The organism is Myxococcales bacterium (assembly GCA_016717005.1).
GTDB lineage: Bacteria > Myxococcota_A > Polyangia > Haliangiales > Haliangiaceae > UBA2376.
Genome location: JADJUF010000046.1, coordinates 26273 through 48890, shown reverse-complemented (window position 1 = coordinate 48890; position 22618 = coordinate 26273). Strand labels below are relative to the sequence as shown.

General features: G+C 75.5%; 23 protein-coding genes. 19 read left to right on the top strand and 4 right to left on the bottom strand.

All coding sequences use genetic code 11. The features are described 5' to 3' along the window. Positions 1-36: 36 nt before the first annotated feature. Together IPL61_38785 and IPL61_38780 are read left to right on the top strand one after the other, a co-directional pair. Positions 37-738, top strand: coding sequence for a response regulator (locus IPL61_38785; GenBank protein ID MBK9037131.1), 702 nt, complete (start codon positions 37-39; stop codon positions 736-738). Between the two features lies 1 nt (position 739). Further along, entirely contained in the window at positions 740-2395 is a 1656-nt protein-coding gene (locus IPL61_38780) for a HAMP domain-containing protein (protein ID MBK9037130.1), read from the top strand. A gap of 280 nt (positions 2396-2675) precedes the next feature. Here IPL61_38780 and IPL61_38775 read toward each other — a convergent pair whose 3' ends face one another. Continuing rightward, positions 2676-4157: a hypothetical protein gene (locus IPL61_38775; protein ID MBK9037129.1), complete on the bottom strand. Its 1482-nt coding sequence runs from the start codon at positions 4155-4157 to the stop codon at positions 2676-2678. 131 nt (positions 4158-4288) lie between these two features. Beyond that, a complete protein-coding gene (locus tag IPL61_38770; protein ID MBK9037128.1) occupies positions 4289-4600 on the bottom strand; it encodes a PilZ domain-containing protein in 312 nt (103 codons plus the stop codon). A gap of 223 nt (positions 4601-4823) precedes the next feature. Between IPL61_38770 and IPL61_38765 the strand changes: the two genes are divergently transcribed. The 13 genes from IPL61_38765 to IPL61_38705 all read left to right on the top strand — a co-directional run bounded on the left by IPL61_38765 (position 4824) and on the right by IPL61_38705 (position 17890). Then, positions 4824-5807 carry an NAD-dependent epimerase/dehydratase family protein gene (locus IPL61_38765; protein ID MBK9037127.1) on the top strand — a complete coding sequence of 328 codons (984 nt, stop codon included), beginning with the start codon at positions 4824-4826 and terminating at the stop codon, positions 5805-5807. A gap of 44 nt (positions 5808-5851) precedes the next feature. Continuing rightward, positions 5852-6643 carry a PDZ domain-containing protein gene (locus tag IPL61_38760; protein ID MBK9037126.1) on the top strand — a complete coding sequence of 264 codons (792 nt, stop codon included), beginning with the start codon at positions 5852-5854 and terminating at the stop codon, positions 6641-6643. Between the two features lie 10 nt (positions 6644-6653). Then, positions 6654-7211 (top strand): gamma carbonic anhydrase family protein, encoded by a 558-nt coding sequence (locus IPL61_38755; GenBank protein MBK9037125.1) that lies wholly within the window; start codon positions 6654-6656, stop codon positions 7209-7211. A 35-nt stretch (positions 7212-7246) separates the two neighbouring features. Continuing rightward, complete coding sequence (locus tag IPL61_38750; protein MBK9037124.1) at positions 7247-8170, top strand: HEAT repeat domain-containing protein; 924 nt, start codon at positions 7247-7249, stop codon at positions 8168-8170. Then, positions 8167-9111, top strand: a complete 945-nt coding sequence (locus IPL61_38745) for a hypothetical protein (GenBank protein ID MBK9037123.1) — start codon at positions 8167-8169, stop codon at positions 9109-9111. The genes IPL61_38750 and IPL61_38745 overlap by 4 nt, the downstream gene beginning before the upstream one ends. Further along, positions 9101-9802 (top strand): hypothetical protein, encoded by a 702-nt coding sequence (locus IPL61_38740; protein MBK9037122.1) that lies wholly within the window; start codon positions 9101-9103, stop codon positions 9800-9802. The genes IPL61_38745 and IPL61_38740 overlap by 11 nt, the downstream gene beginning before the upstream one ends. A 20-nt stretch (positions 9803-9822) precedes the next feature. Continuing rightward, the gene (locus tag IPL61_38735) at positions 9823-11727 is read left to right on the top strand and encodes a sensor histidine kinase (GenBank protein ID MBK9037121.1); all 1905 of its coding nucleotides are present in this window, start codon (positions 9823-9825) and stop codon (positions 11725-11727) included. After that, entirely contained in the window at positions 11724-13157 is a 1434-nt protein-coding gene (locus IPL61_38730) for a sigma-54-dependent Fis family transcriptional regulator (protein MBK9037120.1), read from the top strand. Before IPL61_38735 ends, IPL61_38730 begins: the two co-directional genes overlap by 4 nt. A gap of 4 nt (positions 13158-13161) precedes the next feature. Further along, positions 13162-13905 (top strand): PspA/IM30 family protein, encoded by a 744-nt coding sequence (locus IPL61_38725; GenBank protein MBK9037119.1) that lies wholly within the window; start codon positions 13162-13164, stop codon positions 13903-13905. Continuing rightward, positions 13902-14288 (top strand): hypothetical protein, encoded by a 387-nt coding sequence (locus tag IPL61_38720; GenBank protein MBK9037118.1) that lies wholly within the window; start codon positions 13902-13904, stop codon positions 14286-14288. Before IPL61_38725 ends, IPL61_38720 begins: the two co-directional genes overlap by 4 nt. Positions 14289-14568: 280 nt before the next feature. Then, entirely contained in the window at positions 14569-15156 is a 588-nt protein-coding gene (locus IPL61_38715; protein ID MBK9037117.1) for a sigma-70 family RNA polymerase sigma factor, read from the top strand. 229 nt (positions 15157-15385) lie between these two features. After that, a complete protein-coding gene (locus tag IPL61_38710) occupies positions 15386-16762 on the top strand; it encodes a hypothetical protein (protein MBK9037116.1) in 1377 nt (458 codons plus the stop codon). A 51-nt stretch (positions 16763-16813) separates the two neighbouring features. Then, on the top strand, positions 16814-17890 hold the full coding sequence (locus IPL61_38705) for a MaoC family dehydratase (protein MBK9037115.1): 1077 nt from the start codon (positions 16814-16816) through the stop codon (positions 17888-17890). Here the strand turns inward: IPL61_38705 and IPL61_38700 are convergent. Together IPL61_38700 and IPL61_38695 are read right to left on the bottom strand one after the other, a co-directional pair. Continuing rightward, positions 17866-18354, bottom strand: coding sequence for a hypothetical protein (locus tag IPL61_38700; GenBank protein MBK9037114.1), 489 nt, complete (start codon positions 18352-18354; stop codon positions 17866-17868). The two genes, IPL61_38705 and IPL61_38700, sit on opposite strands and share 25 nt — an antisense overlap. Then, positions 18351-19631, bottom strand: coding sequence for a hypothetical protein (locus IPL61_38695; protein MBK9037113.1), 1281 nt, complete (start codon positions 19629-19631; stop codon positions 18351-18353). Before IPL61_38695 ends, IPL61_38700 begins: the two co-directional genes overlap by 4 nt. A 25-nt stretch (positions 19632-19656) precedes the next feature. Between IPL61_38695 and IPL61_38690 the strand changes: the two genes are divergently transcribed. The 4 genes from IPL61_38690 (at position 19657) to IPL61_38675 (ending at position 22577) form a co-directional block, all read left to right on the top strand. Beyond that, positions 19657-20196 (top strand): hypothetical protein, encoded by a 540-nt coding sequence (locus tag IPL61_38690; protein ID MBK9037112.1) that lies wholly within the window; start codon positions 19657-19659, stop codon positions 20194-20196. Next, positions 20193-20579, top strand: a complete 387-nt coding sequence (locus IPL61_38685; protein ID MBK9037111.1) for a hypothetical protein — start codon at positions 20193-20195, stop codon at positions 20577-20579. Before IPL61_38690 ends, IPL61_38685 begins: the two co-directional genes overlap by 4 nt. Further along, the gene (locus IPL61_38680) at positions 20576-21694 is read left to right on the top strand and encodes a hypothetical protein (GenBank protein ID MBK9037110.1); all 1119 of its coding nucleotides are present in this window, start codon (positions 20576-20578) and stop codon (positions 21692-21694) included. The genes IPL61_38685 and IPL61_38680 overlap by 4 nt, the downstream gene beginning before the upstream one ends. Positions 21695-21827: 133 nt before the next feature. Continuing rightward, complete coding sequence (locus tag IPL61_38675) at positions 21828-22577, top strand: hypothetical protein (protein ID MBK9037109.1); 750 nt, start codon at positions 21828-21830, stop codon at positions 22575-22577. Positions 22578-22618 lie beyond the last annotated feature (41 nt).

Genomic DNA, 22618 nt, shown 5'->3' with positions numbered 1-22618 from the left:
GCGCGCGGGCGCCGCGCGGTCGCGGTACCATGGCGCATGCGCAAGCGGATCCTGGTGGTCGAGGACGAGCCCGACGTGGCGCGCCTGCTCGACTACCACCTGCGCGCGGCCGGGTACGACGTCGCCGTCGCGGCGACCGTGGCCGAGGCCCGCGCCCGGGTGCGGGCCGAGCCACCGACGGTCGTGCTGCTCGACGTCATGCTGCCCGACGGCGACGGCTTCGCGCTGTGCCAGGCGCTGCGGGCCGACCCGACCTGCGCCGCCGTCGGCATCATCATGCTGACCGCGCGCGCCGATCCCGACGATCGGATCACCGGCCTCGAGGTCGGCGCCGACGACTACGTGACCAAGCCGTTCGTCGTGCGCGAGGTGGTCTTGCGGGTCGCGGCGCTGGCCGGGCGCCTGGCCGAGCGCTCGACCCCGGCCGCGGGCGGGCCGATCCGGCTCGGGCCCCTGACGATCGATCCGATCGCGCACGTGGTCACCGCCGACGACGCCGCGCTGGCGCTGCGCCCGCTCGAGTACAAGCTCCTGGTCACGCTGGCCGCGGCGCCGGGGCGGGTGTTCTCGCGCGAGGATCTGCTGGGCGCGGTCTGGGACATCCACGGCAACGTCAACACCCGCACCGTCGACGTCCACGTCCGGCGCCTGCGCCAGAGCCTCGGCGCCGCGGCCGACTGGGTCGAGACGGTCCACGGCTTCGGCTACCGCGCGCGCAAGGACGAGCCGGGCGCCTGACGTGTCGGTCCGCACGCGGCTCCTGCTCGGGTTCGTCTCGATCGTCCTGGTGGTGACCGCCGCGACGCTGGTCCTGCTCGATCGCACGATCGGGCGCGACCTCCGCGACGGCACCGACGACCGCCTGCGCCGGCAGGCGCTGGGCGTGATGAAGTGGCTCGACACCGCGGGCCAGCCCGAGCGCCTGGCGCCGCGCCTGGCCGGCGTGGTCAACGCGCGCGTGACGATCGTCAGCGGCGACGGCGTGGTCCTCGGCGACTCCGAGCGGGCCGGCGACGTCGGGCTCGCGGTCGGCGACGCGCCCGAGGTGCGCGCGGCCCGGGCCGGCGCGGTCGGCCGCGCGGTGCGGACCCTGCCGCCCGACGGGGGCGAGGCCTACCTGGTCGCGGTGCGCGCGCCCGACGGCCGGGTCATCCGGCTGTCGGTGCCGATGACCGGGCTCGCGGCGACCCGGCGCGCGCTGCGGCTGCAGCTGGCGCTGGCGGCGCTGGTCGGCCTGGCGGTGGCGCTGGGCCTCGGCGTCCTGGCGATCCGGGCGATCGTCCGGCCGCTGCACGCGATGACCCGCGACGCCGCGCGGGTCGCCCGCGGCGACTACGCGATCGGCCCGCCGGCCCCGACCAAGGACGAGCTGGGGGTGCTGTCGCGGGCGCTGGTCGGCCTGGCCGGCGAGGTCCAGGCTCAGGTCGGCGCGCTGACCCGCGAGCGCGATCGATCGCTGGCGGTGATCGGCGCGATGGTCGAGGGCGTGATCGTGGTCGAGGCCGACGGCGCGGTGACGCTGACCAACCCGGCCGCGGATCGCCTGGTCGATCCGGCGGCGCCGCTGCCGGACGCGCTGATCGCGCCGCTGAGCTCGGCCCGCGCCGGCGCGCCGATCGAGGACGAGATCGAGCTGCGCGGCCGCACCGTCCGCATCAACGTGCGCCCGCTGCCGGCCCGCCGCGGCGCGGTGTGCGTGCTGCACGACGTGTCGCGGCTGCGCGCGCTCGAGGTGGTCCGGCGCGAGTTCCTGGCCAACGCCGCCCACGAGCTGCGCACGCCGATCACCGCGATCGCCGGGTTCGCCGAGACGCTCGCCGATGACGAGCTCGAGCCGGCGATGCGGCGCGAGTTCGTCGCGACGATCGCGCGCAACGCCGATCGGATCGCGCGGCTGGTCGCGGGCCTGCTCGAGCTCGAGCGCCAGGGCACGCGGCCCGAGGCGCGCGAGCCGGGGCGGGCGATCGCGCTGGCGCCAATGGTGGCGGCGTGCGTCGCCACCGCGGCGGCGGCGCGGCCGGGCGCGGCGGCGGTCGCGATCGACGTCGCCGCCGAGCTGGCGGTGCGCGGCGATCACGAGCGGCTCGAGCAGATCGTCCAGAACCTGATCGACAACGCCCACAAGCACGGCGCGGCGCCGATCGCGGTGACCGCGCGCGCGGACGGCGGGCGGGTGCGGCTGATGGTGGCCGACGGCGGCGCGGCGATCGCGCCGGCGCAGCGCGAGCGGGTGTTCGAGCGGTTCTACCGCGGGGCCGCGGCGCGACGCGGGGAGGGGTCGGGGCTGGGCCTGGCGATCGCGCGGGCCGCCGCCGAGGCGATGGGCGGGACGCTGGCCGTGGTCGATGGGCCGGGCGGAGGGACAGCGTTCGCGCTCGAGCTCGAGCAGGCGTGAGGGCGGGGGAGCGGGCTCGGTTTCCGGGGCCGGTTCCGGCTCCGCTCCGGCTCCGGCTCCGGCTCCGGTCGGCTCCGGCTCCGGTCCTCCGGCTCCGTTCGTTCCGGTTCCGGCTCCGGCTCCCGGCTCCGGTTTCGGTTCCGGTTCCGGCTCCGGCTCCGGCTCCGGCTCCGGTTCCGGCTCCGGCTCCGGTTTCGGTTTCGGCTCGGCTCCGGCTCCGGTTCCGGCTCCGCTTACGGCTCCGGCTCCCGTTCCGGCTCCAGTTCTGCGTCCGACTGGCTCAGGCGCGGCGGCGGCGGCGGGTGAGGCCGAGGACGGCGAGCAGGGCGGCGCAGGCGGCGACGGCGCCGCCGCCGTAGAGCATCCAGGCCTTGCGCTGGGGCGGCTCGTCCTTGGCGGCGGCGGCGCGGGCGGGGGCGTAGTCGGGCTTGAGCGCGACGGCGCGGCGGAAGTTCGCGCTGCCGTCCTTGCCGACGGCCTCGAACGCCTTGCCGAGCGCGTACTCGCGGCCGGCCTCAGCGTCGACGGCGTTGCCGCCCTGGGGATCGATGCCCAGCGCCTTGCCGTAGGCGGCCGCGGCGCCGTCCCACTGCTGGGCCTGCTCGAGCGCGCGGGCGTGGGTCAGGTAGATCGCCGCGGCCTCGGTCGGGTGCGGGATCGTGCCGGCGGTGGCGAGCAGCCGATCGAACTCGGCGATCGCCCCGGCGAGGTCGCCGCCGTCGACCTTGGCCTTGGCGGCGGCGAACGCGGCGTCGTCGATCTTGGCGCGCTCGGCGTCGTAGTGCTCGAACAGGCGCTGCGACACCGCGGCCAGATCGATCGCCGCGTCCTCGGCGAACACCTCGCCGAGCACGTCCTCGGCGGTGCGCTTGAGCTCGATCGCCGCCAGCTCGCGGTAGGTGAGCCACAGCGGCGTCTCCTTGTTGGCGAACTTGCCGCCGGGGAGCTGCAGGCGCTTCCTGGGCGCCGGCTTGGGGGGCGGCCCGGTGACGTAGTCGTTCCAGGCCGCGCGGGCGGCCGCGCGCACCCGCGGCGCGCTGTCGTCGACGAACTTCAGCACGGTCGCGACCGCCTCGCGGTGGTGCGACGACCCGAACGCGCGCAGCTGCGCGACCCGCAGATCCTCGTCGGCCGCGGTCGCCGCCATGGCCTTGCCCGGCTCCTGGCGATCGAGGCGCTCGAGCTGGTACGTGGCGTAGCGGGCGCGCGCGACCTCCTTGGCCTGCGACGCGATCGTCAGCGCCGGCACCGACTCGGGCGCCATCGCCCGCAGCCGGCGACCGCACTCGTCGCGGTAGATCATCGTGTCCGGCGCGAACGCGGCGTCGATGATCACCGCGGCGGCGGCGCGGTCGGGCGAGGCCGCGAGGGCGCGCAGGAGCGCGACGTCGGCGATGACCTCGGCCTGGCCGGGCAGATCGCCGGGCGCCGCCGTCAGCTCGGCCAGCCAGTCGAACGCCTCGTCGGCGCGGACCTGGTCGGCCTTCTGCCGCGCCGGCGTCTCGAACTTGCCCGACGCGTCGGGGACCGACGCCTTGATCGCCTTGAGCACCGCGCGGCGCTGATCGACGGTGGACGTCCGCGGCCGCGCGAGCTGCGCCGCCAGGGTCTCGACCGGCAGCGCCGCCAGCTCCGGCACGGCGGCCGCGGGCGTCGCCGTGCCGGCGCCGAGCTCGGCGACCACGGCGGCGGCGTCACGGCCGGCGGCGGCAGGGCCGGCGGCGGCGCAGGCCAGGACGACGGCGAGGGTCAAGCGACGCATGGGGCTGTCCTAGCGAATCGACGTGCGCGACGCAAGCCGAGGAGATCGTCGCGGTGGCGGGGCATCATCGACGAGGACGCCGAGCCGCCGCAGGCTATTCCGCGCGCCGGGGCGTCGCCGGACGGCATCGATCAGTGGAGGATCCGCTGACCGGGGAGGGTGAGCGGCAGCTCGGTGTCGAAGTCGAGGAACCGCAGCCCCATCGCCCGCGCCGCCTGAGGCTCGTCGCCGTGGGCGCCGAAGTTGAGGCACAGGTGGTGCTTCACCTCGGCCTGCGCGACGATCTCATCGTCGCAGTCGCTCATCCGGAAGTGCACCGTGACGACCGTGCCGAGCGGCAGGATCTCGCTCGACTGCACCATCATCCCGCCGGCCGACACGTTGCGCACGACCACCGTGGTCTCGCCGTACAGCTCGCTCGCGAGCACGCACGGGAACAGCATATCGAAGCGGATATGGATGCGCTTGTCCGCCGCCACGCCCACTGGAGGCGGCGCGCTCGGCGGGCGCCGCGGCGATCCATCGGGAACCCACTGGGCATGGCGCGCTGGCTTCATGACGAAATGATCGCTGGGTGCGACTATGAAGTCAAACAACTTACATGTAGGACATGTGGGTGCGCCCCCTGGACCGTGCAGGGCCCGCGGTCGTGGTATCCGGTCGAGCGTGCGGACCCTGGTCACCGGCGCGGGCGGCTTCATCGGCTCGGCCGTGGTGCGGGCGCTGCTGGCGCGGGGCCGGTCGGTGCGCGCGACCCTGGCGCCGGGTGAGGGCGCCGACAACCTCGCCGGGCTCGACGTCGAGCAGGTCGTCGTCGACGTGCGCGATCAGGCCGCCGTGGCCGCGGCCGTGCGCGGCTGCGACGTCGTCTACCACCTCGCGGCGATCTACAGCCTGTGGCTGCCCGACCCGGCCCGGATCTTCGAGGTCAACGTCGAGGGCACCAAGAACGTGCTGGGCGCCGCGGCCAAGGCCGGGGTCCAGCGGATCGTCCACACCAGCTCGATCGCGGCGATCGGCGTGCCGGCGCCGGGCCAGCTCGCCGACGAGCGGTTCACCTGGAACCACTGGCGCGGCGGCGACGCGTACATCCGCTCGAAGTACCTCTCGGATCAGGACGCCCAGCGGTTCGCCCGGGACGGCGCCCCGGTGGTGATCGTGTGTCCGGCGTTTCCGTTCGGCGAGCGCGATCGCGGGCCGACCCCGACCGGGCGCTTCATCGCCGAGGCCCTGGCCGGTCGGGTGCCCGGCTACACCGACGGCGGGTTCTGCGCGGTCGACGTCGACGACGTCGCCGCGTGCCACGTGCTGGCCGAGGAGCGCGGCCGGATCGGCGAGCGCTACATCGCCGGCAGCCACAACGTCACCTACCGCGAGTTCTACGGCGCGGTCGCGCGGATCGCCGGGCTGCGGCCGATCCGCCGCACGCTGCCGGGCGCGGCCGTCGTCGCCGGCGCCTGGCTGCTCGAGCGCTGGGCCGAGCGCGGCGGTCCGCCGCCCCGGGTCACGGTCAAGGCCGCGCGCTACGCGCTCGCGACCGTCTGGTACGACTGCGACAAGGCCCGGCGCGAGCTCGGCATGCCGCGGACGCCGCTCGACGCCACGATCGCCAAGGCGGTGGCGTGGTTCCGCGCCCACCCGGGGCCGTGAGGTCGAGGTCGACCCTCCCGGGCGTCCGGCGTAGACTGCGGTCCATGCGGATGGTCGTGGCCCTGGCGATCGTCGGCGCGCTGGCCGCGCCGCTGGCCGCCGACGAGGCGGGGCCGACGCCGTGGCTCGGCATCACCTACCAGCAGCTCGGTGGCGGCGGCGCGATCGTGACCGAGGTCCACCCCGGCACCCCGGCGGCCGCGGCTGGCCTGCGCCGGCACGACGTGCTCGTCAGCGCCGATGGCCGGCCGATCCGGGATCTCGGCCAGCAGATCCGTGACGCCGAGATCGGCGCCCGGTTCCCGCTGGTCATCGATCGCGACGGTCGCCGGGTGCTGGCGCTGCCGCGGCTGGTCGCCCGGCCGACGCCCGACGAGATCCTCCACCTGCTGCTGGTCGGCCACGACCTGCCGGCGCTGCCGGCGTTCGACGAGGTCGGCCTGACGGTGCGGCGCGAGGCCTGGCGCGTCGGGCCGATGGTGGTGGCGGTGTTCGACGCCCGGTGCGACGCCTGCGCGGTCGAGATCGGCGGGCTGGTCGACGAGCTGGCCGCCCGCGGCGTGGGCGAGCCGGTGCAGGTGCGGGCGCTGGTGCTGGCCGACTCGACGGTCGAGTTCGACGCGCTGCGGGCGCTGGTCCCGATGCCGATCACGGCGTGGCGGGTCGAGCGCGACGCCGGTTCGGGGCTGCTGGGCGCGCTCGACGGGGGCACGGACGGCGCGGTCCTGGTCACCGACCGCGACGGCCGCATCCGCTACGCCGCCGCGGTGTCGAGCGGCGCCCTGGCCCACGACGGTGCGTGCCAGGTGGTGACCGCGCTGGTCGCGCCGCGGTAGCGTCGCCGCGATGTCCGTCGTCATCCCGTTCGCTGCGCACGTCCCCACGATCGACCCCGACGCCTACCTCGCCGAGCAGAGCGTCGTGATCGGCGACGTCACCATCGGCGCCGGCTCGTCGATCTGGTTCGGCACGGTGATCCGCGGCGACATGATGCCGATCCGGATCGGCCGCGACACCTCGATCCAGGACAACTCGGTCGTCCACATCACCGGCGACGTCAGCGGCACGACGATCGGCGACCGGGTCACGGTCGGCCACCGCGCGATCATCCACGCGTGCACGGTCGAGGACGACTGCCTGATCGGCATGGGCGCGATCATCCTCGACCGCGCCCGGATCGGGCGCGGCAGCGTGGTAGGCGCAGGTGCGCTGATCACGCCAGGTACCGAGATCCCGCCGGGCAGCTTCGTGCTCGGCGCGCCCGCCAAGGTCAAGCGCGCCGTCGACGATCGCGAGCGCGGCTGGATCGCCTCGAGCGCGGCCCACTACGTCGAACTCGCGCGGACCTACCGCGACGCACAGCTGGCGCGCGCCCGCGCCGCAGGAGATCGCGCGAAGCAGTGATTGCACCGACGGCGGCCGACCGCTAGCGTGGAGCGGTGAAGATCCGCTCGGTGGCACCGTCGAACTCGGCGATGCAACGTCGGTGTCCTGGCCGGGCGAGTCGAACGCTGCGCCACGTCGCGATCGTCGTCGCGCTGGCGCTGGTCGCGGTCGCGGCGCCCGGCGTCGCCTGGGCCGACAACGTCGACGTGCTGATCCGGGACGTCAAGGGCGGCTCGGACTACAAGGTCCGGCTGTCGGCGGTGCTGGCGCTGGCCAAGCTCGGCGATCAGCGCGGCGTGCCGGCGCTGGTCGGCGCGCTGGCTGACGGCGACAAGACCGTGCGCGGCGCGGCCGCGGTGGCGCTGGGCAAGGTGGTCACCGCCGCGACGCCGGCGACCACCCGGGCCCAGGCCCGGACCGCGCTCGAGAAGCTCCTGGCGCGCGACTCGACCGACTCGGTGAAGAAGGTGGCCGCGAAGACCTTGAAGAAGCTCGACGCGATCGACGCCGCCACGATCACGTCGCCGGTGACGACCGGCGGGGTCTTCGTCCTGGTCGCGGAGATGGCCTCGAAGGCCGAGCCCGAGCTCAAGGCCCTGGCCAAGAAGACCGCGCAGACCACCCTCTCCAGGAAGGCCAAGGAGTTCATGCAGACCTGGCCCAGCGGCAAGGCGCCGACCAAGAAGGACCTGACCAGCAAGAAGGTCTCGGGGTTCTACCTGGACGGCACCGTGAACGAGGTCACGGTCAAACAAAAAGGCGCGTCGGCCACGGTCTCCTGTAAGATCAGCATGCTGATCGCCTCCTACCCCGAGAAGAGCATCTTCGCCGTGCTTACCGGCAACGCCAGCGTGGCTGGATCCAATGACGAGTCCGACATCGCCCTCGCCAAGCAAGACTGCGTGGCCGCGGTGATCGAGGACCTCGTTGCGTCCAAGGTGGTCCCGACCATCCGGACCAAGGCGGCGGCCCCATGAGCGACCGCAACTACAAGCGCAGCTGGAAGAACCTGCTGATCAACAAGCAGTACCAGCTGTCGTTCACGCTGATCATGGTCGGGCTCGCGACCTTGCTGATGGCGCTCCTGGGCTGGTGGGTCATCCGGGTGGCGTCCGAGGCGACCACCGTTGGCAAGTCGGGCATCCGCGGCCGGGCCTGCCCGGCGCTGCCGGAGCCGATCGCCCAGGCGGGCCGGGCCGCGCCGACCCCGGCGCCGGTCGCCGCGCCGACCCCGGCGCCGGTCGCCGCGCCGACGCCGGCGCCAGTCGCCGCGCCGACGCCGGCCGCGCCCGCTGACCTCGACGCCGGGCTGGCCGCGGGGCCGACCGACGGCGCGCCGACCGATCCGGGCGCGCCCGTCGACCCGACCGGCGACGATCCGGGCGCGCACCACCGCCGGGTCGTGATCGAGTCGAGCTCGATGACGATGGAGGCGCCGCCGGCGGGGCCGCCGCTCGCCGAGACCTACGCGCAGCAGGTCGCGGCCCACCACACCTGCGAGCTCGAGATCAGCGCCGCGCTGGCCTCGGCCGACCGTCGGTTCCAGATGATCGTGCTGGTCATGGTCGGCTCGGGGCTGCTGCTGATCCTCGGCCTCGCGGTCATGGGCATCAAGATGACCCACAAGGTCGCGGGGCCGCTCTACAAGGTGACGCTCTACCTCGCCAAGATGCGCGACGGCCGCTACGACAAGGTCTACGACCTGCGCAAGGGCGATCAGCTGGTCGAGTTCTACGAGCACTTCAAGCACGCCCACGCCGGCGCGGTGCGGCTCGAGCGGGACGACGTGGCGCGCATCGGGGCCGCGCTCGACGCCGCGACCGCCAGCGGCGCGCTGACCCGCTCGCCCGAGGCCGCGGCCGCGGCGGTGGCGCTGCGCGAGGTGCTGGCGCGAAAGGAGCAGTCCCTTGGCGGATGAACCGAAGGTCCCGGCGGCGGTGGTCGTGACGGCCGGCAAGGTCCCCGGCGACGTCCCGGCCGGCGCGCCCGGCGCGGCGCCCGGCGGCGGCGGGCGCACGCACCGCAAGCTGTCGAACTACCTGCTCGACAAGCGGCTGCAGCTCCGCTACGTGCTGGTCGTGACGGTGGTGTCGGCGCTGATCGCCGGCACGCTCGGGTTCCTGATCTACCAGCAGGAGCACGAGGCGTCGGGCGAGCTGTCGAAGGGCCTGGCCGAGCTGGCGGGCACCGACGAGGCGCTGGCCGAGTATGGCCACGAGTTCGCGGAGGACATCGCCGCGCGCGATCGCACGCTGGTCCTGCAGATGGTCGGCATCGGCCTGGGCCTGACGGTGATCCTGTCGGGCTTCCTCCTGATCATGACCCACAAGGTCGCCGGCCCGCTCTACAAGGTCGGCCTGTACATGGAGAAGATGTCCGACGGTCGGGTCGGGGCGGTCACGCCGCTGCGCAAGGGCGACATGCTCCAGGACTTCTACGTGCAGTTCCGCGAGGCCCACGAGGCCGTCCGGGGCCGGCTGCAACGAGACGCCGAGGTGATGGATCGGTTCGCCGACGCGTGGGCCGAGGCCGACGACGGCGGCGCCGACGCCGCGGCGGTGCGGACGCTCCGCGATCACGTGGCGGCGCGTCGGCAAGCGTTGTCGTAACGGTGGTAGCGTCGCCGGCGATGACCACGCTGGTCGAGCTCGGCAATCGCTACTGGGCGCTCGGGCTGCCGGCGGCCGCGCGCGGCGCGCTGGCCCGGGCCCACGCCGCCGCGGATCCGCGCGACGCCGGCCCCGCGCGGCGGCTGGCCGAGCTGGCCCTCGCCGTCGGCGACGTCGCGGCCGCCCGGCGCCACGCCAGCGAGGCGGCCAAGCGCCAGCCCGGCGCCGCGGCCCGGGTGCTCCTGGGCTCGGCGCAGCTCGCGGCCGGCGAGCTGGCCGCCGCGCGCATGTCGTTCGCCGCCGCGATCGACGCCACGTCGGCGACCGCGGCGCTGCGCGCGCGGGCGCGCCTGGGCCTGGCCAGCGTCGCGGAGATCGAGCGCGACGGCGCCGGCGCCGCCGCCAACGTGATGGCGGCCCACGAGGATCTGCTGGGCGCGATCACCGCCGCGGCCACGCCGCTGGCGCAGCGCCTCGAGCTGATCGATCGCGAGTGCGCGCTGTACGAGGAGGTCGTCGCGCGCGTGGTCGCGTGCGGTCGGTCGAGCGACGCCGAGGCCGCCTTCGTCGCCGCCGAGGCCGTCGCCGCGGACGCGCCGGTGCGGCTGTGGCGGGCGCTGCTCCTGGCCGCGCGGATCGCGCACGGCGAGCGCGGGCTGATCGACGCCGACATCGACACGGCGCTGGCGGCCGAGGCCGCGGCGCGGCCCGACTCGCGGGTGGTGCGCCTGCGCGCGATCGATCGCAGCCTGCGCCGGCGCGCGGCCGACCCCGCGAGCCGCGCCGCGGCGATCGCGCTCCTGTCCGAGCTGGCCGGACGCCTGGCGACCGAGCCCGGCGTCGAGGCCGTGGTCGAGCAGGCCCGGGTGTGGTTCCTGCTCGCGACCGCGCTCGCCGACGACCCCGCCACCCGCAGCCAGGCCGAGGACGCGTACCGCCGCGGCCTGCGCCTGCGCCCGGGCCACGCCGAGGCCGCGTGCCGGCTGGCGCTCTTGATCCTCGACCGCGGCGACGCCGAGGGCGCGCTGGCCGAGATCGAGCGCGTGCTGCGGATCGACGCCGGGTACGGCCTGGCGTGGCGCAACGCCGCGCGCCTGGCCGATCCGTCGAGCCCGGGGCTGACCGACGTGGTCGGGCGCCTGCTCGACGCGGCCGCGCCCGGCGCCAGCGGCGTGGCCGGCTCGGCCGCGCCCCGGCTGGTGACCGCCGCCGCCGAGGTCGCCCGCGGCGACGTGCTGGCCGGGGTCTACGCCCACGGCCACCGGGTCAAGAACGTGCTCGGCATCATCGGCTCGCGCACCCGCAGCGCGCGCAAGCTGGCCGACGGCGAGCTGGGCGAGCGCCTGCGCGATCTCGAGCGCGAGGTGATGGCGCTGTACGAGGAGTGGGCCCAGTACCTGCGCTCGATGGAGGCCACCGGCCCGACGGTCGAGGTGATCGCGGTGGCGCCGCTGGTGCACGAGGTCGTGGCCGCGGCCCAGGCGCGGACCCAGGCCGTGATCGAGATCCACGTCGCCGCCGCGGTGCCGGACCTGCGCGGCGATCGCATGCTCCTGCGCGAGGCGCTGGTCAACCTGGTCCACAACGCCGCCGACGCCGCCGACAAGACCCACGGCAACGTCACCGTGTCGGTGCGGCCGATCGCGACGACGTCGGCGCCGGCGGTCGAGATCGTCGTCGCCGACACCGGCCCCGGCATCCCCAAGGCCGAGCTGCCGCGGATCTTCGTGCCCGGCTACACGACCAAGGAGACCGGCTCCGGCGTCGGGCTCACGATCGCCGAGCGGGTCGTGACCGCGCACCACGGCCGCATCCTGATCGACAGCGAGGAGGGGCGGGGCACCGTCGTGATCGTCGTGTTGCCGTCGGACCTGGGCGGCTTCCCCGGGCTGGGCCCGCTGGCGCCGGCCGGAGGCCGCGCGTGAGCGGCACGATCGTCTGCGTCGACGATCAGGCCGAGGTCCGGCGCCTGCTCGCGGACGTGTTCAAGGCCCGCGGCCGCGACGTCCAGAGCTTCGACGACGGCGAGCTGGCGATCGCGTGGCTGGCGGGCCACGACGCCGAGATGGTCGTGCTCGACCTCGACCTCGGCGTCGGCAAGCGCACCGGCATCGAGATCTGCAAGAGCCTGCGCGCCGCCCACCCCGATCTGCCGATCATCATCCTCACCGGCCACGGCACGATCGACGACGCGGTGCTGGCGGTGAAGGCCGGCGCGGTCGACTTCCTGACCAAGGACCCGTACCTCGAGGACAAGCTCGAGATCTCGGTCGACAAGGTCGAGCGCATCCTGCACCACATCAACGAGCGGCGCCGGCTCGAGGACGAGAACCAGGCGCTGCGCGCCACCAACGAGCGCCTGCGCAAGCTGGCCGGCAAGCGCTGGCAGATCGTCGGCGACGCGCCGCCGGTGCTGGCGGTGCTGTCGAAGATCGAGAAGGTCGCGCCGGTGCCGCGGCCGGTGCTGGTGCTGGGGCCGCGCGGCACCGGCAAGGAGCTGGTGGCCCGGGCCATCCACACGCTGTCGCCGCGGGCCAGCGAGCCGTTCATCACGATCAACTGCGCGGCCGTGCCCGAGAACCTGCTCGAGAGCGAGCTGTTCGGCCACGAGCAGGGCGCGTTCACCGGCGCCACCAAGCAGAAGGAGGGCAAGTTCGAGCTGGCCGACGGCGGCACCTTGTTCCTCGACGAGATCGGCAACATGTCGATGGACTTCCAGGCCAAGATCCTGCGCGTCCTCGAGTACCAGCGGTTCGAGCGCGTGGCCGGCTCGGAGTCGATCCAGGTCAACGTCCGGGTCATCGCCGCGACCAACGCCGACCTGCGGGCCGCGATCACCGCCGGCACGTTCCGCGCCGACCTCTACGACCGCCTGGCGTTCGAGGTGATCGCGCTGCCGCCGCTGGCCGAGCGCATGGAGGACGTGCCGGTGCTCGCGACGTACTTCCTGGCGCTGTTCCGCCAGGAGGTCGCCGGCATCACCGTCAGGGAGATCACGCCCGAGGCCTACGCGCGCCTGGCGCGCTACGACTATCCCGGGAACGTCCGCGAGCTGAAGAACGTCGTCGAGCGCGCCATCTACATGGCCCAGGGCGAGCGGCTGACCGCCGCCGACGTCGACGGCGCGCTGCCGCCCGAGGCCCACGACGACAGCGGCAGCCGCGCGGCCGTGGTCGGGTTCGTCGACGACCCGGCCCGGCCCCTGGTCGAGCGGGTCGAGGCGTTCGAGGCGTTCTTGTGCAAGGACGCCCTCGAGCGCACCCGGTTCGTGCAGAAAGAGGCCGCCGCCGCGCTCGGCCTGTCCTACGATCAGTTCCGCCAGCGCTACCGCAAGTACGGCCTCGGCAAGGAGTGACGCGATGGGCCTGTTCACCCGGATGAAAGACGGCGTCAAGTCCAAGGCCAACGCCGCCCTCGACAAGGCCATCGACCCCGCCAAGGAGGTCGAGCTGACGATCCTCGAGCTCGAGGAGCAGCGCAAGGCCGCGCTGGCCGAGCTGATCTCGTACAAGGCCACCGCCAAGCAGATGGAGCAGGAGCAGGCCAAGTTCGAGGAGCGGGCCGCGACCTGGGAGAAGCGCGCGATGATCGCGGTCAAGGCCGGCGACGACGACGCCGCCAAGACCGCCCTGCGCGAGCAGAAGGCGGCGCGGATCGAGGCCGCGAAGATCCGGCGGGATCGCGACGAGGCCGCCAGCTACGCCATCCAGCTCAACAAGAGCCGCAAGGAGTTCGAGACCAAGCTGCAGATCCTCAAGCTCAAGAAGGGCACGCTCGCGACCCAGATCGCGTCGGCCCGCTCGGCCGGCGGGGACGCGTTCGGGCACGACGGCGCGGTCTGGGACAAGTTCGCGGCGGCCGAGAGCCGGATCGAGGATGAGGCCATCGCCACCGAGGTCGACGCGGCCATGCGCGGCGAGCAGGAGGCCACCGCCGCGCTCGAGGCGTCGATCGCCAGCTTGCCGGCCGGCGCGGCGAGCGGCGACGACGCCCTGGCGGCGATCAAGGCCAAGGTCGCGGCCGAGCGTGAGGCCCGGGCGCAGCGGCTCGCGGCGGCGACCGGCAAGGGCCTGCCGGCCGGCAAGCCGGAGCCGAAGGGATGACCGAGCCCGATGACACCGGCCTGGTCACGCGGCTCCGCGACCTCGCGCTGGTCGAGATCGACGCGTTGCTCAGCGGGGTCGAGGGCGAGGCCTACCTCGCGCTCCTGGCGGCCCACGCCGAGGAGCTCGAGGACGCGCTCGGCGCCGCGCGGCGCCGCGCCGTCGAGCTGACCAGGACGATCGCGGCCGGCGATCCGCTGACCTTGCTCGACGCCGGCGTGAGCGCCCGCGCCCGCGACGGCGGCCGCGACGAGGCCGAGCGCGTGGCCCGGCGGCTGACCGCCCGCGCCAGCGCGGCCCGGGCCCTGGCCCGCATCGACGACGTCGTCGCGGCGGTCTACCCGCGCCTGATCGAGGTCGACCGGCGCCGCGCCAACAGCTGATGCGCGAGCGGCCCAGGCCCAGGTCGGCACAGCCGAAGTCCGCGGGCTCATCCAGGCCAGTCGGCCGCTCGAGGCCGGCCCTGCGAGACCTTCCGAGATGCGCGCGTCCGACGAACAGCTCGGTGCGCGACCGCGAGACGTCCACGCGCTGAGCCGCCGATGGCGGGTCGCCAGGCCCCCGGTGGGGGCGGCCGGCGCACCGCGCAGGATCGTCCCCCGGGCCCAAGGAACGCGCACGAGGAGTTGTCCTACTGGCGCTGCCGTTCCTATATTCGCGGAAATGGCAGAGGACGAATCCGAGCTACTCACCCGCGCCCGCGGGGGAGACCGCTCTGCCTTCGGGGCGCTCGTGCGCCTCTACCAACGACGCGTGTACGCCGCAGCCCTCCACGTCACCGGGAACCACAGCGACGCCGAAGACGTCGCCCAGGAGACGTTCGTGCGCGCCTACCGCGGGCTCGCCAGCTTCGACGGCCGCGCCGACTTCTTCACCTGGCTGTACCGCATCACCATCAACACCGCCCTCAACCGGCTGCGCTCGGGCAAGCGCGCCCGGGCCCTGGCCGACGCGGGCGCCGCCGAGGTGGCGCAGCTGGGCGGCAAGCCCGAGGATCTGGGCACGCCGCGCTACGCTCCCGACGAGCAGGCCGCGCTCGGGCAGGAGGTCCGCACCGTCCTGACCGCCGTCGCGGAGCTGTCGCCGACCCTGCGGGTCACGTTGCTGCTGGCCACGGTCGAGGGCCTGAGCCACAAGCAGATCGCGGCCGTGCTCGACGTGCCCGAGGGCACGGTGGCGTGGCGGGTCAACGAGGCTCGCCGGCTCCTGCGCGAGCGCCTGGCGCGAACGCCAGCCGACCGTGACTCCTGACGACCGTGACTCCTGACGACCGTGACTCCTGCCGACCGTGACTCCTGCCGACCGTGACTCCTGCCGACCGTGACTCCTGCCGACCGTGACTCCTGCCGACCGTGCTCCTGCCGACCGTGACTCCTGCCGACCGTGACTCCTGACGTAAGGCAAAATCCGTAGGCGCTCCGACGCCCCCGTGTTACCGCCACCGTGATCCCGCCAACCGCTCTGACCTCCTGAACCGCCCATGTCCGACTCGACCCTCACCGATGACGACCTCGACCTGCGCGTCCGCGCGGCCAGCGCCGCGCTCGCGGCCCTCGCGGCGCCCGGTCGGGTCGACGGCCTGGCGGCGCGGGTGGAGGCGGAGCTCGCCGACCTCGACGCTCACGGCACCAGCGCCCGCATGCCCCTGGAGACCTCGATGACGTCCGACACCGACGACAAGCCTGTCCCCGAGAAGATCTCGCCGCCGTCGACCCGCGCCGACGACTCGGGCCTCCACGACATCCGCGCGCTGGCCCAGACCACGCGCCAGCGGATCTCGCGGCGCATCACCAGCCAGCACGACGTCGACGAGCAGATGCTGTCGTCGTCGACCAGCAGCCTGCGCGCGATCGCGCTGCCGGAGCCCGCGATGATCGTGGCGCTGCCCGACGCGCCGGCCTCGATGGACGAGGTCCGCGTCGCCGGCGTCGCGGCCTCGGTCGGTCCCGGCGCCACGGTGACGCCGATCGGGCGCAAGCGGACCGGGCTCTGGGTCGGGCTCGGCGGCGCAGCCGTGGCGGCCGCGGCGGCCGCGGTCCTGCTCGCGGGCGGTGGCGGCACGAAGTCCGGCGACGAGGAGCGGGTCGCGACCGCGGCGCCGTCGGAGGCCGGCGCCGGCTCCGCCGCCGCGCGGAGCCAGACCGCGACGGTCGAGTCCGCCGCCGCTCCGACGGTGGCGCCGCCGGCGCCCCCGCCGATCGAGCCCTCGGCCGGATCCGCCGCGCCCGGCGCGGTCGCGGATCCCGCGGCGCCGAAGAACGAGCTGGGCGATCGGGACCAGCCCCGCGACGATCGGTCGGGGCGGTCGGCCAGCGGGGCGGGCGGCGGGTCGCCCCCGAGCGCCGGCGCGTCCACCGGCAGCGGCTCGGCCAAGGCCGCGCCGAGCAGCGGCTCGGCCAAGGCCCCGGGCGGCGGCTCCGCCAAGCCCGGCGCTGGCAGCGGCTCGGCCAAGCCCTCGGGCGGCGGCGCCGGGGCGGGCGGCAAGCCCGGCGAGAAGAGCATCGAGGATCTGCTCAACGACGCCTCCGGCGGCGCCACCAAGCCCAACGACGACGCGACCCCGAAGGCGCCGACCGGGCCGACCAAGACCTCGCTCGAGCCCAAGGAGATCAAGGCCGGCATGAGCGCGGTCGCGGGCGCGGCCCAGTCCTGCTTCGGCAAGCACGGGGTCGCCGGCCACGTGAAGGTCAAGGCGGTGGTGGCGTCGAGCGGCGCGGTCTCGAAGGTCGACGCGCTCGGCGAGTTCGCCGGCACGCCGACCGGCGGGTGCGTCGCGGCGGCGGTCAAGGGCGCCTCGTTCCCGGCGTGGACCGGCGCGCCGATGTCGGTGACCTACTCGTTCACGCTGCAGGAGTAGCGCCGCTCGGCTTGCGCGCGCGCCGCGGTGCCCGCATGCTCGGCGATCGCCATGGCCCACGCCTCGGCCCCCCGCGGGCACTACTTCGAAGACTTCCAGATCGGGCAGCGCTTCCAGCACGCCACGCCGCGCACCCTGCACGGCGGTGATCTGGCCCTCTATATCGCCCTCACCGGAGATCGCCGACCGCTGTCGTCGTCGACCGAGTTCGCGCGCAGCCTCGGGTTCGCGCGCGAGGTCGCGCACGATCTGCTCGCCTTCCACGTGGTCTTCGGCAAGACCGTCGGGGACATCTCGCACAACGCGGTCGCCAACCTCGGCTACGCCCGGGTGCTGTTCGGGCGCCCGGTCTACCCCGGCGACACGCTGACCGCCGAGACCGAGGTCATCGGCCTGCGCGAGCTGTCCGACGGCAAGCGCGGCATCGTCTACGTCGCCAGCCGCGGGCTCAACCAGAAGGGCCAGGACGTGGTGTCGTTCATCCGCTGGGTGATGGTGCCCAAGCGCGATCCGGCCGCCACGCTCCCCGCCGCGGTGGTGCCGACCCTGCCCGACGCGGTGACCGCCGCGCAGCTGCCGGTGCCCGAGGCGCTCAACCTGACCCGGTTCCGGGATCTGCGCTGGGCCACCGGCGGGACCCGCGCCTGGGGCGACTACGAGGTCGGCGAGCGCATCGAGCACGGCGGCGGCATGACGATCGAGGACGCCGATCACATGACCGCGACCCGGCTGTACCAGAACAGCGCGCGCGTGCACTTCGACGGCCATGGCGCCGCGCGCACCGGCGGGCGCCGCCTGGTCTACGGCGGGCACGTCGTCAGCGTCGCCCACGCGCTGTCGTGGGCGGGCCTCGAGAACGTGCTGCGGATCGCCGCGTGGAACAGCGGCAGCCACGTCAACCCGACCTACGGCGGCGACACGATCTACGCCTGGACCGACGTGGTCGAGCGGGCCGAGCTGCCCGGCCGCACCGACGTCGGCGCGCTGCGGCTGCGGCTGTGCGCCGTCAAGAACGTCGATCCCACGGTCGAGCCGGTGGCGCTCGAGGTCGAGGGCGAGGGCGGCAAGCGCGGCTACGACCCGCGGGTCGTGCTCGCGCTCGACTACTGGGGCCTGATCCCGCGGTAGCGGGCCAGCGCCCGGCGCCGGCTCAGCGCCAGGGCCAGCGCCGCGGCGGCCGCAGCGACGGCGAGCGCCAGCACCAGCAGCGCGGTCCGGCGCGACCGGGCCGGCAGCGGCGCCGCGAGGACGATCACCGTGACCTCGGCGTCGCGCGCCACGACCGTGCGCGCCGCGGCGGTGGCGGCCGCGCGCACCGCGGTCGGCTCGGCGGCGGGCCCGATCACGACGGTCACCGTCGCGCGCGCCAGCGGCCGCGGCCCCGGCGCCAGCGGATCGTCGGGCGTCAGCACCACCAGCGCGCGGACGTCGCGGACGCCCGGGAGCTCGCGCACCATCGCCGCGACCCGACGGTCGGCGCGCGCGCTCTCGACGCGGGCCCGGTCGGCCGGGGTGGGCGGCAGCTGATCGAGCGAGCACGCCGTCAGCGCGAGCGCCGCCAGCGCGCCGAGCCAGCGCTGGCGCGGCCTCACAGCGCGCGCTTGCAGGTGCTGCACCACCAGGCCTCGCGCTTGCCGTGCCACAGCGTCGCCTGACGACAGGTCGGGCAGGGCGGGCTCGGTCGTGGCGCCAGCGGCGGCGGCGGCGCCGTCGGCGGCCGATGGGGCGGCGCGGGCGACAGCGCCGGCGCGTAGGCGGCGATCGCCGGCGGCGACGGCGTCGGGCCGGGCGGCGGCGGCGCGGTGACCGCGCCCGCGCCCAGCGGCGCCAGCACCGGCTTGGGCCCCGACGGCACCGCGCCGAACCGCAGCGGCGGCGGCGGCCCGTCGTCGCTGGGCTCGGGCACCTGCATCCAGCGCATCGCGACGATCGCGACGCCGCCGAGCCCGACGGTGGCGCCGAGGAACACCCACGCGCCGACGCCGAGGTGGGTGCCGCGGCTCGGCACCAGCGCCAGCGCCGCGGCGGTGGTCGCGAGCGTGGCGCCGGCGGCGATCGCGGTCGTGATGCCCCAGCCGTGGGGCGCGGTGCCGCGCACGACCCGCGCGATCAGCCCGGCGGCCGCCGCCAGCAGCGCCGCGGCGCAGGCGGCCACCAGCGCCAGCAAGAGGAACGAGCGCACCGCCGCCGCGCCGTTGCCGAACCGGGCGCAGGTGCCGAGATCGCAGACCTCGAAGCCGAGCGCCGAGCGCGACCGCTGCCCGAACTCGGCGTCGCCGTGCCACCACCCGCGCAGCGCCAGCGTCGCCCACGCCACCAGCACCAGCGCCGCCACCGCCGCGCCCAGACCCCAGCGCCGCAGCGGCGCGCGGCGATCGGGCTCGGCGAGCGGCCAGGCGGCGCCGGCGGCGAGCAGCGCCGCGCCGACCAGCGCCAGCCACAGCCCGCCGCCCAGCGCGGGCGTGCCGTACAGGGTCGGCAGGCGCTCGATCGACACCACGGTCGCGGCGCTGGCCGCGGTGCCGAGCGCGACGGTCGCGCAGGTGGCGCGCAGCGCGCGTCGGGGCCGACCGCCGGCGAACGCGAGCGTGATCGCGAGCCCGGCCGCCGCCAGCGTCAGCACCAGCGTGGTGCGGCCGGCCCACGCGAACAGATCGTCGCGGGCGCCGGGCCGGCCGTCGAGCGCGATCGACTTGCACGACACCGCCTGCGCGCCGACGCACTGCTCGCCGCCGAGCAGCGTGACGTTGGCGCGAGCGCCGGTCGCGTCGTCGCGATCGGCCACCCGCCACCACGGCACCACCGCGGCGACGACCAGGACGATCGCGGCGACAGCGCAAAGCGCGGCCCCGGCGGCTCGACGGTTCATCGCAAGACGGTACCATCGCCGCGTCGTGAACGCTGCCCGAGCCCTGGTCGCACAGCTGCCGCGCGCGACCGTGCGTCGGCTGGCGGCCGCGACGATCAAGGACGACGACGGCGCGGTCGCCGCCGGGGTCGGCGATCGCTTCGCGGGCGATCTCGCCGGCCTGCTCAACCGGCTGCGGATCGACGAGCTGCGCGCGGTCGCCCACGCGGTCGCCGCCGCCGTCCCGAGCGACGCGCCCGTCGGCGACGTGCGCGCGCGGGTCTGGGCCTGGGGCGCGCGGGCCGAGGCCGGCGGCGACGGCTGGCTGGGCACGCCGGTGCAGCCGGTGCCCGAGCTGCTGGGCGCCCGGCTGGTCCACGTCGCGCCCGCGCGCGGGCTGGCACCGCCGTCGCCGTCGTGGCCGCGGCCGGTGCCGGCGCCGCGGGCGGCGGCGATCCCGCCCGAGGAGCCCGCCGACGTCGACGAGCTCCTGGCCGCCGCCGATCGCGCGCTGGGCGTGCGCCTGCCGGGCCGCGGCCGGGACAAGGGCGCCTGGGGGCGCGCGCGGCGGCGCTGCTCGGGGTGATCGAGCGCGGCGCCGACGAGCCCGACTGGCGCGGCGAGGTCGAGCTCAAGACCGTGCCGATCGCCCGCGACCGCGCCGGCCGCTGGCGCGTCACCGAGGATCCGGCGGTGTCGATGGAGGGCGCGTCGCCGCTCACCAAGCTGGCGCGGGTGCTGTGGCTGTGCCGCGCGACCGTGGCCGACGGCGCCACGCTGGTGTCGTGGTACTTGCTCGACTGGGATCCCGACGTGGCCCGGTGGGTCCGGCGCGATCTCCACACCCGGCCCAAGGGCCCGCGCGGCACCGACGCCCGCGGCTGGTACCTGCACAAGCGCTTCTTCGTCGACGCCGGGCTGTACGCCACCCTGAACGGTCCGCCCCGGACCGCTGCGAGCTGCCCATGAGAGTCGATGCCCTGCGCCTGGTCGGATCGGCCCAGACCAACCGCGCGATGGAGGCCGAGCTGATCCGGGTCGGCGGGCGCGCGCTCGGCCGTCGCCCGCCGGCGCCCAAGCGCGACGGCACCGGCCAGCTGGCGTACCCGTGGGACGACGCCCTCGCCGCCGCCGCGCTCACCTACCACCGCACCTCGACGCGGGTCGTGCGCGATCTGTACGCGACCTCGGCCCGCCGCCTCGAGCCGCTCTACGACGAGCTGCGCGCTGACGCCGCCGCCGACGATCGCGGCTGGGACCGGCAGGTGCGCACGTTCTCGGTCGAGGTCCGGCGCGTCGCCGACTTCGCGGCCGGCGAGCGCCAGGTGGTCGGCACGGTCAAGAACGCGATCGTCGACGGCGCCCGCGCCCGCGGCGTGGCCCTGGCCATCGACGCCGAGCGGCCCGACGCGCTGGTGGTCGCGCGGCTCGACGATCGCGGCCAGGTCGTGGTCGGGCTCGATCTCACGCGCGGCACCCGCACCCGCCGCGGCTGGCGCCAGGACGCCGGCGAGGCGCCGCTGCGCGAGCACCTGGCGGCGGTGATGGCGATCGAGGCCCGCTTCGATCCCCGGCGCGATCTGCTGGTCGATCCGATGTGCGGCGCCGGCACGATCGCGATCGAGGCGGTGCTCGCGGCCCGGGGCGCGCCGGTGCTCGGCGACGACCCGCCGCTGTGGCCTGACGCGCGCCCGGTGGTGATCGCCGGCGATCGCGATCTCGACGTGCTGACCGCGGCCCGCGCCAACGCGCGCCGCGCCGGGGTCGACGTGCAGTTCCACCGCGGCGACTTCGCGACGCTCACGCGCGAGCGGCTGCTGGCCTGGGCGGCCGACGCGGGCGCGGTGCCGCCGGGCGGGCTGGTGCTGTGCAACCCGCCGTGGGGCGAGCGGCTCGAGGTCGCGGACGCGCGGCTGCTCTACGGCGCGCTCGGCGACTGGTGGCGCGGGCTCGGCGACTTCCGCGCCGGCATCCTGTGCGCGCACCCGGCCTTCGAGGGCGCGTTCGGATCGCGGTACCGGATGAAGAAGCCGCTGTCGACCTCGAACCTGCGCGGCTACTTCTACCTGTTCGAGCCGGGCTGATCCGCCCGGCGGCGCGGCGCGGCCCGATGGTCGGCGCCCCCACGGGGCCCGGGCGACGCAATCGCCCCGGGGCGCCGCGCGTTGGGTCGCCATGCGCTTGACTGCCCCCGCGATCCTCGGTCCCCTCGTGCCCATGCGCACCTTCGGCTGCCTCCTCGTCCTCGCCGCGGCCTGCGGCGGTCCCTCGCGCGGCGGCACGATCGCCAACCACGGCGGCGCCGGGCCGACCGGGCCGGCGCCGACCATCGCGTGGTCGGGCGGCCCGCCGGGCGAGGGCGGCTCGTTCACGGCGACGGGCCTGCCGGCGATCGCGGCGGGCGGCGACGAGGTCCTGGTCGCCGACATCGGCGAGGACGGCGCCCGCGGCATGCCCAACCTCGCGCTGGTGGCGCGGGGGCGCGACGATCGCGAGCGCGCGCGGCGGGTGGTGCTGACGGCCGACGCCGCCGAGGCGCAGGATCCCGATCAGCCGATGGCCGCGCCCGACGTCGCCGGCGCCAACGCCTGGCTGGCCGAGCAGCACCAGCGCGCGGCGTGGACGCCGCTGGTGGCGGCGGCGATCACCGCGAACGACGAGTCGGCGCTCGCCGCCGAGCGCTGGGCCGCGACCAGCGGCGACGTCGCGCTGACGTTCGACGACAGCGGCCACGTCGTGATCACCGTCGCCGGCGCCGCGGTGGTCGACCGCCTGATGACCGCGTGGCTGGCGCCGGACGCGCCGATGTACCCGGGCGCGGGCCCGGACGAGCAGTGCTACAACCCGATCGCGCTCGCCGCGGCCTACCTCGACGGCGCCCACAAGCTGGCGCTGGTGCGCGTGACCTTCCGCGGCAACGACAGCTGCTGGGAGCCCGACGGCGCCTACCACGTCGTCGCCTGGTAGTCGCACCGCGACCGTGGTGCGACGGGGCGCGGGTCGCAGGC